Here is a 14777-nt window from a genome sequence, read left to right as displayed (position 1 = left end):
GTTTTATCCTTTATAATAAGTATAAGTAGTAAAACTAAAATAAAACGATACTATTCTGGATACTTTTACTTCCTTTTAAGCCGTTGCTTGTGCAGACTTCTTTAACAAAAAAGGAAGATAACTAAAGGTTAAATAGGCTGTAAAGAGCCCATACTCCTTCAGATTAATAGTATGAATGTTTCACTTATTCAAAAAAGCTAGTAGAATGGTAGATAGGCAAAACTAAATACCAATTATCAATCTAATACAGTAAGTTTATCTGCATGTTTATAGTATTACAGAAAGAGGTGCTATTGTATGATTACATTTTTTAAAAGTACTGCTGAAGGTTTTAGTCCCCAATCAGAGAACAACAAGGAAGTTGACTGGCTTATGGTGGAGATGCCGACCACTGAGGACATCAAATATCTGCTTTCAGCTTATGATCTGCCAAAGGATTATCTAACCAGTGTACTTGATGAGAAAGAGAACGCGCGTGCCGAAGGGAACTGGCACGATAGCACAAAGCGTGCAGCACTAATTTTGATTGAGTATCCCTTCGCCTCCGTTAGTCCCAGCGGCTATATGCAGCTGGAAACTTATCCTTTTGTAATGATTCGGACAACAAACAATAAAATAATCACGATTTCAGATAAACCGGCAGATTTTATTAACAAGATTAAGTTAGAGCCTTATACTGGAAATGAACTTTCTTTTCAGAGCTATTTGCTTTTTCGGGTTCTTTGGCATATTTCCAAAAACTATAATAATTTTCTTACAAAAATTATTGATGAAATCAACCATCTTGAGGGTGAACTGAAAGTAGCAACTGAAAATAAACAGTTATATCAGATGATGGATATTCAAAAAAGTCTGGTTTATTTTGAATCTGCTCTCTCAGAAAATTTGAATGTAGTTAACAAATTATATAATGACCGCAAACATTCTGAAATGATTGACCACCTGCCCTTCCTTCACGACGTGCTGGTGGAGATGAAGCAGGGATTAGCAACAACCCGAATTGAGCTAAAACTGGTGGATCAGATTAGCAGTACGTTTTCAGCAATCGTCTCAAACAATCTGAACATCGTCATGAAGGTGCTAACTTCCTTAACAGTGGTACTGACAATCCCAACAATCATTGGCGGTGTTTACGGTATGAATGTAAAGCTTCCCTTTGCAAATCGGGAAGATGCCTTCTTCTGGATTTTCTTAGTAACTTTCGGTCTCTGCGGACTTGTTATCTATTATTTGAGAAAAAAGAACCTCCTCTAAATTTTATATTGCTGTTTCTCACAAAAGGTTGTAAACTATAAAAAGACAAAGGATGTGAGGACAAATGGGAAAAAAGAAAGATAGTACGCTATCAAAAATCACAAAAGTAGTCGTCTGGTTGATGTTGATTGCCATTGTCGGTTCAACGATACTCACTGCAATTTTATACCTTAGATAGACGAATATTCAGATGGTCCGGATTTTGTTTTTTAGACTGCTCTAGACCTCTATTTTTGATTCAGCTTAATAGCACAAAAAGGCACTGACGAGTTTTTCGCCAGTGTCTTTTTGTCTAAATAAACCTAAGCAGTCATACTACTTACTGCTGCTTTTTTTCTCTTTCTGCTAATTGAAGCAGCTCTTTTGCATGCTCCACTGTTAGCGGAGTAATCTCGCTGCCGGCAAGCATTCGTGCAATCTCATCCACACGTTCTTTACCAGTCAGCATTCGTACGTTTGTCTCTGTACGATCATCCGCTATTTCTTTTGAGATAAAGTATTGATAATCCGCTGTCGCTGCAACCTGAGGCAAGTGAGTGATACACAATACCTGAGAGTCGCTGGATATCTGATGAATTTTATCAGCGATTGCCTGGGCAACCCGGCCGCTAACTCCAGTATCCACTTCGTCAAATACAATACTTGTAATCCCCTGAGTTTTTGAAAAAATCGTTTTTAGCGCCAGCATTACCCGGGAAAGTTCTCCTCCTGATGCTACTTTAACCAGCGGCTTCAGCGGTTCACCAGGGTTTGTAGTGATATAAAATTCAACCTGATCCAAGCCGTCTTCCGTAATTGCCTGTTCATCGTGCTCCAGAAACTTCACTTGGAAAACTGTTCTTTCCATATACAGTTCCTTCAGCTCTTTTAAAATGCTTTTTTCTAAAACAGCGGCCGTTTTTTTCCGTTCACTGCTCAACTGTGCACCTAACTTCAGCACCTGATTTTTCTTATCTGTCAAAACTTCTTCCAGCTCGCCGGCTTCACCGTTCAGTTGACCGTTTTCAGCTAGCTCAGCTGTTATTTCCTGATAATACTCAAGGATAGCTGTGACTGATTCTCCATATTTTCTTTTTAACTGTCGAATCAGTTCCAACCGGTTTTCTACTTCATCCAAACGTCCTTCATCCAATTCCAGCTGTCCTAAATGACGGGACAAATCAGCACTAGCTTCCTGTAACTGATAGTAGCCATTTTGAACAGCCTCGGAAATAGTCAGATAATCAGAATCCAGCGTTTCAATTGTTGCCAGCTCATTCATCGCATATGCCACTCGGTCTAAGCTGCTGTTCTCTTCGCCGTTAATCGCTTCGTAGCTTTCTGCTAAAACATCTGCAATCTTCTGGAAGTTTGCCAGCTTATTTCGTTCTTCCGTCAGCCGTTCTTCTTCACCAGGCTGGAGCTTCGCTTCCTCAATCTCATTCCTTTGGAACTGCAGCATGTCGATTCGCTGAGCGAAAGCTTTTTCATTTTTCTGAAGGTCTCTGACGCGCTTTTCTAATTGCCTGTATTCCAGATATATCTGGGTATAATTGGTTTTAAGCTGTCGCAATCGACTGCCGCCAAAATCATCCAGCATACCTAAATGACGGTCATTATGCATCAATTCCTGATGCTCATTCTGCCCATGAATATCTACCAAATATTCACCAATACGTCTTAGTGCAGCTATAGTAACTATCCGTCCGTTTACTCGGCAGATATTTTTTCCAGACGTAAAAATGTCTCTTTGTAGAATCAAAATTTCTTCTTCCCGTTCAATGCCCTGCTCATCCAGCAATGCATAAAGCTCTATATTCTCTGGTAAAGCAAAAACACCTTCCAAAGTACACTTGGAAGCTCCTTGTCGAATAAAATCACTAGAGCCGCGCCCGCCAGTCAGTAAACCTACTGCATCTATGATAATCGATTTCCCCGCCCCGGTTTCTCCGGTTAGAACGGTCATTCCTTCATGAAATTCCAATTCAAGAGAAGAAATAATTGCAAAGTTCTTTATTGAAAGCTGCTGCAGCATACTACTTCACCTCTAATTCATTGTTTATAAATAGTTAAAAAACTCATCTCTTAAAAAAACAGCGGCAGCTTCTGTACGTGTAATCATTAAAATACTGTCATCGTCACAAATCGTTGAAAAAAGCTGTTCTTTATATTGCTTTTCGATTAAGTCAGCAGACGCTTTGGCGTTCCCGGGAATCGTATGTAATACAACAAATTTTTCCATTTGATCCACAGAAACAAAAGCTTCCTTCATCAGCTTGTTCAGCTTATGAGCGGTATCTTCATTTGTTTCCATAGGAATGCTATAACGGTAGCCGCCATCTACCGAAGGTATCTTAATCAGCTTCATCTCTTTAATATCTCTTGAAATGGTTGCTTGTGTTACCTCCACGCCTTTTTCATTTAGCAAAGCAACAAAATCTTCCTGCTTTTGAATATCATTGTCCGAGAGCAAACGGGTGATTAATCTATGCCGGTCTTTCTTTCTCATAGTAATTTACTCCTTTTCAGGTTCATTTCCATTTCATCATAGCGTATTTCTACCCATTTTTAAAGTAATAAAAAATTAATTTCTGCTTTTTATTACATATTTATTCATCCATTATACGTTTATCTGTCGTACTTACCCGTTTCAAAACATCCGTCTTTTATTATTTGAGATATTTACGGTTAAATAGAAAAGTAAGTGGCATACATTCTGACTCTTATTCGCCAATTAAAACTATTAGATATTCTAGCAGAGAATGCTCAAAAGAGCTTCACTACAGCTCATTCTTTTTTCAGACTTTATATACTCTTTAAAATTTCTTGTCCACAGTCTTTCAGACTCTCTTTGTATAAAAAAGCTGGAAGTGATTGAAACAACCCTTTCCAGTTCTCATATTCTGCTATTCTATTCTTTATTCTTTAATTCCTGATGTGCCTGTTCGACGATTTGATTAATCGTATCAATTGATAGAGATCCTCCAACTTCGTCACTTGAAACAAGGTGAACGAGAAATTCGATATTTCCTTCTCCCCCAGTAATTGGCGAAAAATCCAAAGCTGCTACTTCATAGCGATTACTAGCAGCAAAGTTCAAAATATCCTCCAACACTGATTTATGAACAGCCGGGTCACGGACGATGCCCTTTTTCCCAACCTGTTCTTTCCCTGCTTCAAACTGCGGCTTAATCAATGCTACGACATCTCCACCCGCTGTTAAAATCTCATGCAGCGGCGGCAGAATCAGTCGCAAAGAAATAAAGGAGACATCAATCGTTGCAACTTCAGGCTGTCCATGAGTAAAGTCCTCAGGTTTGCTATAACGGAAATTGGTTCGCTCCATCACTACTACCCGTTCATCCTGCCTAATTTTCCACGCAAGCTGATTATAGCCTACATCCAGTGCATAGCTCATCTTGGCACCATTTTGCAAAGCAACATCCGTGAATCCGCCAGTAGATGAGCCAATATCAAGCATCACCTTCCCATTCACATCGATGTCAAAAACCTTTAATGCTTTTTCCAGCTTCAGGCCGCCTCGGGAAACATAAGGCAATGTCTGCCCTTTAATCTGCAGCTTTGTTTCAACAGCTATTTTTTCTCCCGGCTTATCAAGCCGCTCATTCTTTTCATTATATACTAAGCCAGCCATAACACTCCGCTTCGCTTTTTCTCTCGTTTCAAACAAGCCCTGATTAAATGCCAGAACATCTACACGTTCCTTTTTCATGTGTTCGTCTCCCTCATTGAAGCGCCAGCTGCTTCAAAATTTCTTTCAACAGCTCAGGCTGAAATTCATCATTATTTTTTTGAACCTCAAGCAGCTTCGACTCAGCGGAAGCCATTTGCTCTTCAAACGCAGTCTTTGCTCCTTCAACGCCCAACAACCCCGGATACGTGCTTTTATTCAGCGTTTCATCTCTGCCTACCTGTTTTCCCAGCTCTTCTTCTGAGCTGATTACATCCAGCAAGTCGTCTCTAATTTGAAAAGCTAATCCCAAATGCTGAGCAAATTCACCAAGAAGCCCCACAATTTCTTCTACCTGTTCCGATAAAATACCACCTGCTAATAGCGCAAACTCAATTAATGCACCTGTCTTCTTTTTGTGAACATCCATCAGCTGCTCCAGGCTCAATGAACGCTGCTCTCCCTGAAGATCTCCTGCTTGTCCTGCAACCATTCCTTCAGTACCAGCAGCTTTTGTTAACAGCTGCAGCAACAAAACCTTTTCGTTCATCTCCATCTGACTAAGACTAAGCAGTTGAAAAGCAGCAGTCAGCAAACCATCTCCTGCCAAAATCCCATGAGCTTCTCCATAAACCTTATGATTTGTCGGCTTACCTCTGCGCAAATCATCATCGTCCATCGCTGGAAGGTCATCATGAATCAGCGAATAAGTATGAATCATTTCCAATGCCGCAGCTGTTTGATAGTCCTTTTTCTCCAGCTCTCTGCCAAAAGAAAGGACTGTAGCTAGAACCAGCAAAGGTCGCAGGCGCTTTCCTCCAGCTTGAATAGAGTACAGCATACTCTCTTTTAGATAGCTATTTGATGTGTGCTCTTCAAGAAAATCAATCATTTCCTGTTCAATGAGAGGAACTTGAACCGAATAAAAGTTGTTGTATACCGTCATTCGCTCTCACTCGCTTCAAAAGCAACTTCTTCATTGCTTTCTGTCATCATTTTTGTCAATGTAGTTTCAGCTTTTTCTAATGTATCCTGACATTTTTTACTTAAAACCATTCCCTTTTGAAAAGCGTCCAGCGCTTCCTCAAGAGGAACATCTCCCCGTTCTAAGCGCTGAACAATTTCTTCCAATTCATTTAGCGATTCTTCAAATGTTGGTTCATTCTTTTTAGGCATTTCACTGCTCCTCTTCTTTCAATTCGATAGACGTCACTGTCGCCTGGACCGTTCCGTCGATATAGTGCACTGTAATCTGCTCCTCAGTCTGCAGCTCTTGTGCTGATTTGACGACGTTCTCTTCTTTGGTGGTATAGCTGTAGCCGCGGCCCATGATTTTCAACGGGCTTAGCAGGTCAAGCTGCTGAATAGCTGAAAGAAGCCGCTGCTGTCTGTTTTCCATGTATTGTTCCATCCGATCCTTCAACCGCTGGTCAATAAAAGTCAGCTGCTGCCGACCTTCTCTAAGTCTCCCGGAAAGATTTTGCTGCTCCAGACGACTAATAATCCGCTGCGCCTCTTGATAGGTTTCATGATAGATAGTCTGCATGCCCTGCACCAGACGCTGGGTTGTCTGGTCCAGTTTGATTTTCTGTCCTTCATACAAACGATCCGGTTGAAGAAAAACATAAGAATTTTTCAAACGAGTATAGCGATCTGTTTTTTGCTGCAGAAGATAAAGAAATGCCTGCTCCAGACGATTCTGCTTCTCCCTGATTCGCAACAGCTCTTCAGATAGTACAGGAACAGCCAGTTCTGCCGCAGCGGTTGGCGTAGCCGCCCGGACATCCGCAACTAAATCAGCAATGGTTACGTCTGTTTCATGTCCTACTGAGGATATAACTGGTGTCTTTGCCTGATAGATTGCCCGGGCAACCTGCTCTTCATTGAACGGCCATAAATCTTCAATTGAACCACCGCCCCGGCCGATGATTATCGTATCAAAATTTCCTAATTCTTCTACCTTTTGAATATTTTTTACAATATCCGAAGCTGCCTGATCTCCTTGAACCAAGGTTGGGAAAAGCACAAGCTGAGCAATAGGATATCTTCTTTTTACGGTCGTTATGATATCCCTAATAACAGCTCCGCTTGGACTTGTGATAACTGCAATTCGCTTGGGATATCGAACTAACGGCTGCTTGACTCCATTGAAAAGCCCTTCCTTTGCCAGCTTTTCTTTTAGCTCTGCAAGTGCCTGATACAAAGCTCCTACACCATCAGGCTCCATATGCTCAATATAAATCTGATACGAACCGCCATTTTCATATAATGAAATCCGACCGACAACAAGAACCTTCATCCCCTCTTTGGGCTGGAATTTTAGTTTTTGAAAAGCTGATTTAAACATAATTGCTGAAATCTTCGCCTTGTCGTCCTTCAAACTGAAATACTGGTGGGCATTTGCCCGCAGCCGGAAATTAGAAATTTCTCCAGTCAAGTATACTCTGCCTAAATAAGGGTCTGCATCAAATTTACGCTTTAAATATTTTGTTAAGGCAGTGACTGTTAAATACTGCTGATTCATCCTATTCACCTATTTCAACTTTTTTGCGGCCTCAATTGTCTGATACATCAGCATCGTAATCGTCATCGGACCTACACCTTTAGGAACTGGTGTAATAAAGCTAGCTAACGGCTCAACTTCATCAAATTTTACATCCCCGATAAGCTTGCCGTTTTCATCACGGTTCATTCCAACATCAATGACTACTGCGCCGTCTTTCACAAACTCCTTTGTCACAAAGTGACCTCTGCCGATAGCCACTACTAAAATATCCGCTTCTTTTGCCAGCTCTGGAAGATTTTTTGTTTTCGAATGAGCAATTGTTACTGTCGCATTTTTCATTAACAACAGCTGTGCCATAGGTTTCCCTACAATGTTGCTTCTGCCGATAATAACTGCTCTTTTTCCTTCAAGATTAATATTATATGCTTCAAACATTTTCATAATACCGTAAGGCGTACAAGGAATCATCACTGGATTTCCTACAAATAAATGACCTAGATTCATCGGATGAAAGCCATCTACATCCTTTGCCGGATCAATCGCCAACAACACCTTCTCTTCATCTATGTGAGCCGGAAGCGGCAGCTGAACTAAAATCCCATGAAAATCAGCCGATTGATTGTAATAGGCAATTCGTTCTAGCAATTCGTTTTCACTGATTGATTCCGGCAAACGCTCTACTTTCGAATAAATACCAATGCGCTCAGCTGCTAAATCTTTATTTTTAACATAGGTCTGACTTGCTTGGTTTTCTCCAACTAATAGTACAACTAACCCAGGACGGATGCCCTCTTCTCGTAAACGGGTAACTTCTTCCTTCATTTCAGCCTGCAGCTTGTCTGCCAGCTCTCTGCCATTAATTAATTGTCCCATCCTGCCACTCCCTATCATTTTTCCAATGCTTTTATTCTAGCATAATTTTCCCTTACATTACACTATAAGAAATAAAGCTTTCACAATAAATGAACGAAATAGCCGTCTATAAAAAGTGGCCTGTGCTCAAAATAAGTCAGGCTGCAGCTGACACTCGGTTCGCTTCAATTAACAAAAAAAGATCCGGAACCCTGTTGCTGTTCCGAATCTACCGTTCTTTATTCGCTTATTTCCTTCATGATATTCGACAATACGCCATTGACGAATTTTCTTGAATGATCATCGCTATATTTCTTTGTTAATTCAATTGCTTCATTCAACGCAACAGTGTTCGGTACATCACTGACGTACAGCATTTCAAAAATAGCAATCCGCATAATGACTAAATCCATTTTAGCAATCCGGTTAATTATCCAGCCTTTGCCTAAGTGAGCTTCAATCATCTGGTCCATCTCAGCTTTTTTGTCACAGACGCCACCAACTAAGACATCCAAATATACCGGAACAAATTCTTCTCCATCTTCACTGACTATTTCGCCATGGTCCAGTTCCAATGCATGTGTGATCGCATCCTGCTTAGTCAAATCACTATTGAAATCCAGCGGAAATAACGCCTGTAATGCTTTTTCTCTAATCTCGTGACGAGTAAACGCCTCTTTACTCATTGTCTTCTCCGTCCTCTGGGAAAAGTTCAGAGAAATCCGGTTCTGGAAGCTTTTCCGGAACAACAGCAACTACATGGATATTGACTTCAGCTAAATCGATATCTGTCATGAACAGCACTTGTTGTTTTACCCGTTCCTGCATTTCCAAAGCCACTTTGGGGACAGATACGCCATAATTCAGGTAGCAGTAAATATCTACCTTTAGGCCGTCTTCATCATTATTTAAGTAAACACCTTTTCCATGAGCCGCACGCCCTAGAAATTCGTTTACGTTATTGGCAAAGGTTCCTCTCATGCCATAAACGCCGTCCACCTTGGAAGTTGCTATCCCAATGATTACTTCAATCACCTCTGGAGCAATCACAATTTCTCCAAGTGCGTCGCTTGTATTGTTGATAATAAGATTTTTTTCATCAGCCATGATAAGTTCTCCTTTTCTTTACGCTCTCGATACGTATGTTCCATCTGCTGTATTGACAATCAGGCGATCTCCCTGATTGACAAAAAAGGGTACATTGACTACTGCGCCAGTTTCCATTGTTGCCGGTTTTGAACCGCCGGAAGAAGTATCTCCCTTGATATTCGGATCTGTCGAAGCTACTTCCAATGTAACTGTATTTGGTAAATCAACACCTAGAATCTCCGAGCCAAACATAATGATGTTCAATTCCATATTTTCCAGCATATATTTCAGCTCATCCTGAATTTGCTCTTCTGGAATTTCAATCTGCTCATAGGTTTCCAAATCCATAAATACATGGCTTCCACCGCTCTCATACAAATACTGCATTTTGCGGTTGTCTATTTGAGCCTTTGCCACCTTCTCGCCAGCCCGGAATGTTTTTTCCTGAACGCCGCCTGTTCTAAGATTCTTTAATTTAGAACGAACAAACGCAGCTCCTTTTCCAGGTTTCACATGTTGAAAATCAACAACACGCCAAATCGCGCCATCCACTTCAATTGTCAGTCCCGTTTTGAAATCATTCACAGAAATCATTTGTTTCCCCCTCTATCTTATATACAGCAGGTACTGTTATTTCTATATAAATCTTATGAAAATCTCCATAATAGGAATCAGCCGGTCTCGATTTGTATACGCCTCTACTTTCAGCAATATACAAAGAGTTAAAAGAATCAGCTCGTCTATTTAGCAGGATTTATACATAAAAGACAGACTTTTTACACGTTCCTAGTGTACCATTAAACAGTTGCTTACGCCACCAGAAAAGCGAAGATTCCACCAAGCTAATTGCTCTATTTTGAACAAGAAAAACAAACCGCCAGTCTTTCCAAACTGTTTTCAACTATAGCCAACTGGAAATCAAGCAGTCCTTATAAAATAATCAACTCTTTTGGTGAATGGGTCAAAACACGATTTCCTTCTTCTGTAATCAGCAAATCATCTTCAATCCGAACACCGCCGATTCCCGGCAGATAGATTCCCGGTTCGTCTGTGATTACATTTCCTGGGACAAACTGTTTTTCTGCCTTAAAGGAAACATTTGGTCCTTCATGTATTTCTAAACCAATACCATGACCAGTACTGTGTCCAAACGCATCACCATAACCGTAAGAGGCAATATGATCACGTGCCACTGCATCAAGCTGAATTCCGGTAAGCCCCGGCTTTGCGGCTTCTAAAACCTTCAACTGCGCTTCCAAAACAACTTGATATATTTCTTTCAATTTTGGTGCTGGCTCTCCTACTGAAAATGTTCTTGTCATATCAGAAACGTAGCCCTGATAATAGCAGCCAAAATCGATAGTCACAAAGTCGCCTTTTTCAATTAGTTTTTCACTGGCAACACCATGCGGCATTGCTGAACGCAGTCCGCTGGCTACAATCGTTTCAAAAGAAACACCGGATGCTCCTAATGAGCGCATATAAAAATCCAGCTGGTTTGCTATTTCAATTTCCGACATACCAGGTTTAATTACTTTAAGAATGTGTTCAAAAGCTGAATCTGCAATGGCACAAGCTTTTTCGATAATCGCGATTTCTTCTGCATCCTTGATTTCTCTTAATGCTTCAATCATTCCTGCAACTGGAATCATATCACAAGGTAATATCTCTTCAAGCACGCTATACTCCGCAAAGCTGACAAACATTTCTTCAAACGCAATATTCTCAAGCTTTTCAGCTTCAGCCAGCTTCATTACCTCATCAAAAATCGGACCAGTATTTTTAATAATTTCGAATCCTTGAGCCTGCTGTCCCGCTTGTTCTGTATAACGAAAATCAGTAATGAAAAATGCCTTGTCCAACGTGATGACCGCTAATCCTGTAGTTCCAGTAAAATTCGTTAAGTAGCGCAGATTATATTCACTAGTTACTAAAAATGCTGAAATATTATTTTTTTTCATTTCTTGTCTCAGCTTATTCACTCTTATCATCATCAATTGTTCCTTCTTTCCTTGATTAGTTGCTTCTTTACATTATAACAAAGTTCATCTGTGAAACAACTGATTAACTATATAAGTTCCGTGAAACTATCTTTCCGTATTCTTTACTTTCTACACGCAATACAGAAAAAAACACACCTATAGGCTTACTCGTTTCGGTATATAATAGAAGGAATTAAAACAGCTATTCCGCGTACAGGCAGGTCGGACTTCCTAAAAAAATTTTCCAGCTAAATAATAGCTGAAAAATTAAGACAACCCCTCATTTATTGAAAACTATATCTTTTCTAATTTAGTTTAAAGATTTTTGCTTATCTACATATGAACGAGATTTCTTCGGTATACTCTATGTACAAATCTATCAGAAAGCTGGTGACTGATGAAAAAAATGATTATAGGATTTTTCGCATTAACCATAACTGGAATTGCTCTGGCGTTTTATGCCTTTTTTATAGAACCAAAAATGTTGACAGTTGACCGCCATACCTTAGGCAGCAGCAATAGCCAAACCGCAGTAAAGCTATTACAGATTTCAGATATCCACCTTCAAAAAAGCTATCCAACTGACCAACTAAAAAAAATCGTTGAAAAAGTTAATGAACAAGAACCTGATATCGTTGTATTTACTGGAGATTTATTTGATAACTTTGCTGCTTATGGTCCGGTAGATGAGACAATCGAGCTTTTGAATAGCATCCAAGCTCCTATGGGTAAGTTTGCTGTTTGGGGCAACCATGATTATGGCGGCGGCGCTGCTTCTGTTTATGCAGCGGTTATGGCTAACAGTGGTTTTCAACTACTGGAAAATGAAGGTGTCAGACTGCCCGTCGAAGGAAACAGCAGCTTATATTTAGCAGGAATCGACGACTCTCTTTTCGGTGCACCGTCGATGGAAGCGGCGTTTAACGGACAAACTAGCGATGACTACACTATCCTGCTCAGCCATGAGCCTGATGTCACTGAGCCTGCTGCCGCTTACGGTGCCTCTCTTGTCCTGAGCGGACACAGTCATGGCGGACAGGTACGAATTCCCTTCTTACCAGTAAATACTCGGCTAGCAGAAAAATATATCAGCGGTTTTTACAGCTTAGGGGAAAATACAAAGCTCTATGTCAATACAGGTCTAGGTACAACTGCCATTCCGGTTAGATTTAGGGTCCCTCCGCAAATTTCTTTTTTTCAACTATATATCTAAAGGTGCAATAGGGCTAAAAAATTGGTTTTATCCCAAATTATGATAGTAGAACAAAAAATTGAATGAACTCGTAAGACTTGGAACGATTATCAGAAAATTTCTGTTTTTGTTTCAAGTCCTTTTATTTGGAGAAGAGGAATTCCACCAATTTTTCGATTGGTGTTACTTCAATCTTGTATCTGTTTATGTGCTTTGATTCTGTGTTCTTTGGCAAGATAAAAGCTCCCCTCTTGCCCTTCAGGATATTCTTGAACAATTATCAATTTGAATTTAAAGCTAGATTTAGCTATAAATATACCGACCTCCAAAAGTTAGGTTTTTCGGTCTATCTTTTGGAGGTCGGTTCATACGCTAGCTGTTTTCAGTTGTTTAAATTACAGTTTCCAATTAAAAAAGCAAATCAGACAATAATCTCCTGAGTATGTTTTTCAGAATGAATCTTCGCTGTCCACGTTTCAAAGGTAACTATTACTGGTTTTTCATGTTTAAGTTCTCTTTGGTAATCACTTAACTCGTGTTCAATATCCTTTAGTGACTCTAAATACTCAACCGAGAATCTTCCTTTCAACGACATACTCTCATACTCCAGCTCTTGATAGCAGCAAACAGCCCCATTAGGATTGCGCAGCAGATTCTGAACGGTTTCCCCGTCGCCATCAAGATAAAAACGCATTTTCAGCAGTCCTTCCCGCCACAACGGTCTAGAGACTGTTATAACTGATGGAAACCCTCTGTAGTCAATCGAAGCAATTAAGAAGACAGTACTTGAACTTAGCAAATGGTTGATACGATCGTGAAGCTCCATGAAGCTATCCCTCCTCAGAATCCTTACATATTTTCATTATACCAATAATTTACCAATAATAAAAAATATCTCTTTTATTTATCATTGTATCAACCTTTTGCTATAATTGATATGTTCTGTAAAAATGCCGATTCAGGAGGATTCATTCATGTTTTTCCAAAAAATTCACCATATTGCTGTTAATGCTTCTAATTATCAAAAAACAAAAGATTTTTATGTTGATATTCTTGGCTTCTCAATCATTCGGGAGAATATTAGAGCAGAGAAAAATGATATAAAACTAGACCTTAAGCTGGGATTGTATGAGCTGGAGATATTTATCAGCGACGTCTTTCCAAAGCGTCCTTCTTATCCTGAAGCATTAGGCTTGCGCCATTTAGCATTCAAAGTAGATGATGTAGAGGCTGTATGTGCTTATTTGTCGAATCATGGCGTTCTCTGCGAGCCTATTCGGATAGACGACTTTACTGGAGAAAAGATGACCTTCTTCTTTGACCCAGATGGTCTGCCTTTAGAAATCCATGAATAATCGGCTGCTCTTAGCATGAGAGAAAATGACCGGAAGGCACTCAAAGTCAGCTACATTCCAATCTAAAAAACAACCTTTCAAAAGTGCCCCGTTCCGGCTTTTTTCCCGGAACGGGGCACTTTTTTCCAACCTTCTCTGTTCTTAAGTTAAAAAAACGAAGAAAGCTATTTCTCTGCAATACGGAGAAAGACAATATTTAGATATAATTTGAATGTCATTTCTTTATCAAGTTCAATAACCGAAATTCCTACATCAGTAAAATCCAGGCTCTAAGCTGAGGCTGTTAATACATCCCCTTTTGCATCTCCCACTTCATGACTGCGCTTTCAATAAAAATATAGCAAAATTAAAGTAGTTTTTTAACATTATAATATCATAAAATTTTGAGTTTCAACCAAATTCTAAGTACTCTGAAAAAGTTTCTGTGTATGTAAATAAAAAAGACCAAGACATTTCTTAGATTAAGAATGTCTTAGCCTTAAAGGAACTTTTCATTTAGATGAGCTTTCACTCGCTTAAGATTTATTTGAGATACTTTCTTGTACATTCGATTTTTCAACAGTATTCACTAGCTCCTTCACTCGTCCGCCGATAGTTTTTGCAAATTTTTCTGCCTGACTAATGTCCTGAAAGACTCGAGCCGCTTCTTTATTTCGTGTTCGATGTCCGTCATGACAGATGTAACCATGGAAAACCTTTACCGCATACATGTACATCCCTCCTTACTTTTTTTGAGCATACACATTTTTTCTTTTAAAATCAATCCTTTTGCCTTTCTCGATTCCATCATTTGAAGCAAACTTAGACATATTAATAAATATTTTTCCAATATAATAGAAACTTCAAAAATTTAAGCTGTTTATTCATAAAAATATGC

17 protein-coding genes are annotated in these 14777 nt (G+C 39.7%); 4 read left to right on the top strand and 13 right to left on the bottom strand.

Features of this window, described 5'->3' with window-relative positions; all coding sequences use genetic code 11:
- Positions 1-297 precede the first annotated feature (297 nt).
- Positions 298-1254 (top strand): magnesium transporter CorA family protein, encoded by a 957-nt coding sequence (locus AC1Z3K_RS04445; RefSeq protein WP_426080915.1) that lies wholly within the window; start codon positions 298-300, stop codon positions 1252-1254.
- A 64-nt stretch (positions 1255-1318) separates the two neighbouring features.
- Positions 1319-1432, top strand: coding sequence for a DUF4044 domain-containing protein (locus AC1Z3K_RS04440; protein ID WP_426080916.1), 114 nt, complete (start codon positions 1319-1321; stop codon positions 1430-1432).
- 141 nt (positions 1433-1573) lie between these two features.
- Here AC1Z3K_RS04440 and recN read toward each other — a convergent pair whose 3' ends face one another.
- From recN to AC1Z3K_RS04385, 11 genes are all read right to left on the bottom strand, one after another.
- Positions 1574-3268 carry a DNA repair protein RecN gene (gene recN / locus AC1Z3K_RS04435; protein WP_426080917.1) on the bottom strand — a complete coding sequence of 565 codons (1695 nt, stop codon included), beginning with the start codon at positions 3266-3268 and terminating at the stop codon, positions 1574-1576.
- Between the two features lie 24 nt (positions 3269-3292).
- Positions 3293-3742, bottom strand: a complete 450-nt coding sequence (gene argR / locus AC1Z3K_RS04430) for an arginine repressor (RefSeq protein ID WP_426080918.1) — start codon at positions 3740-3742, stop codon at positions 3293-3295.
- Between the two features lie 402 nt (positions 3743-4144).
- The gene (locus AC1Z3K_RS04425) at positions 4145-4966 is read right to left on the bottom strand and encodes a TlyA family RNA methyltransferase (protein ID WP_426080919.1); all 822 of its coding nucleotides are present in this window, start codon (positions 4964-4966) and stop codon (positions 4145-4147) included.
- 13 nt (positions 4967-4979) lie between these two features.
- Entirely contained in the window at positions 4980-5870 is an 891-nt protein-coding gene (locus tag AC1Z3K_RS04420) for a polyprenyl synthetase family protein (RefSeq protein WP_461731973.1), read from the bottom strand.
- Positions 5867-6100, bottom strand: coding sequence for an exodeoxyribonuclease VII small subunit (locus AC1Z3K_RS04415; protein ID WP_426080921.1), 234 nt, complete (start codon positions 6098-6100; stop codon positions 5867-5869). The genes AC1Z3K_RS04420 and AC1Z3K_RS04415 overlap by 4 nt, the downstream gene beginning before the upstream one ends.
- Before the next feature lies 1 nt (position 6101).
- Positions 6102-7448, bottom strand: a complete 1347-nt coding sequence (gene xseA, locus AC1Z3K_RS04410; protein WP_461731972.1) for an exodeoxyribonuclease VII large subunit — start codon at positions 7446-7448, stop codon at positions 6102-6104.
- A 9-nt stretch (positions 7449-7457) separates the two neighbouring features.
- Entirely contained in the window at positions 7458-8303 is an 846-nt protein-coding gene (locus tag AC1Z3K_RS04405; protein WP_426080923.1) for a bifunctional methylenetetrahydrofolate dehydrogenase/methenyltetrahydrofolate cyclohydrolase, read from the bottom strand.
- A 218-nt stretch (positions 8304-8521) separates the two neighbouring features.
- Positions 8522-8968, bottom strand: a complete 447-nt coding sequence (nusB, locus tag AC1Z3K_RS04400; RefSeq protein WP_461731971.1) for a transcription antitermination factor NusB — start codon at positions 8966-8968, stop codon at positions 8522-8524.
- Positions 8961-9389, bottom strand: coding sequence for an Asp23/Gls24 family envelope stress response protein (locus tag AC1Z3K_RS04395; protein ID WP_461731970.1), 429 nt, complete (start codon positions 9387-9389; stop codon positions 8961-8963). Before AC1Z3K_RS04395 ends, nusB begins: the two co-directional genes overlap by 8 nt.
- A gap of 18 nt (positions 9390-9407) precedes the next feature.
- A complete protein-coding gene (efp, locus tag AC1Z3K_RS04390) occupies positions 9408-9965 on the bottom strand; it encodes an elongation factor P (protein WP_426080926.1) in 558 nt (185 codons plus the stop codon).
- A gap of 335 nt (positions 9966-10300) precedes the next feature.
- Positions 10301-11365 (bottom strand): M24 family metallopeptidase, encoded by a 1065-nt coding sequence (locus AC1Z3K_RS04385; RefSeq protein ID WP_461731969.1) that lies wholly within the window; start codon positions 11363-11365, stop codon positions 10301-10303.
- A gap of 385 nt (positions 11366-11750) precedes the next feature.
- Here AC1Z3K_RS04385 and AC1Z3K_RS04380 point away from each other — a divergent pair, with 385 nt between their 5' ends.
- Positions 11751-12566 carry a metallophosphoesterase gene (locus AC1Z3K_RS04380; RefSeq protein ID WP_461731968.1) on the top strand — a complete coding sequence of 272 codons (816 nt, stop codon included), beginning with the start codon at positions 11751-11753 and terminating at the stop codon, positions 12564-12566.
- Between the two features lie 400 nt (positions 12567-12966).
- Here the strand turns inward: AC1Z3K_RS04380 and AC1Z3K_RS04375 are convergent, their stop codons facing one another.
- Complete coding sequence (locus tag AC1Z3K_RS04375; RefSeq protein WP_461731967.1) at positions 12967-13371, bottom strand: pyridoxamine 5'-phosphate oxidase family protein; 405 nt, start codon at positions 13369-13371, stop codon at positions 12967-12969.
- A gap of 148 nt (positions 13372-13519) precedes the next feature.
- Between AC1Z3K_RS04375 and gloA2 the strand changes: the two genes are divergently transcribed.
- Positions 13520-13900: an SMU1112c/YaeR family gloxylase I-like metalloprotein gene (gene gloA2, locus AC1Z3K_RS04370; RefSeq protein WP_461731966.1), complete on the top strand. Its 381-nt coding sequence runs from the start codon at positions 13520-13522 to the stop codon at positions 13898-13900.
- Positions 13901-14415: 515 nt separating this feature from the next.
- Here gloA2 and AC1Z3K_RS04365 read toward each other — a convergent pair.
- Positions 14416-14610, bottom strand: a complete 195-nt coding sequence (locus tag AC1Z3K_RS04365) for a hypothetical protein (RefSeq protein WP_426080931.1) — start codon at positions 14608-14610, stop codon at positions 14416-14418.
- Positions 14611-14777 lie beyond the last annotated feature (167 nt).

It is taken from the genome of Enterococcus sp. LJL128 (genome assembly GCF_056924295.1).
The sequence above is the reverse complement of the archived record's forward strand: the minus strand, read 5'-3'. Positions and strand labels throughout refer to the sequence as shown.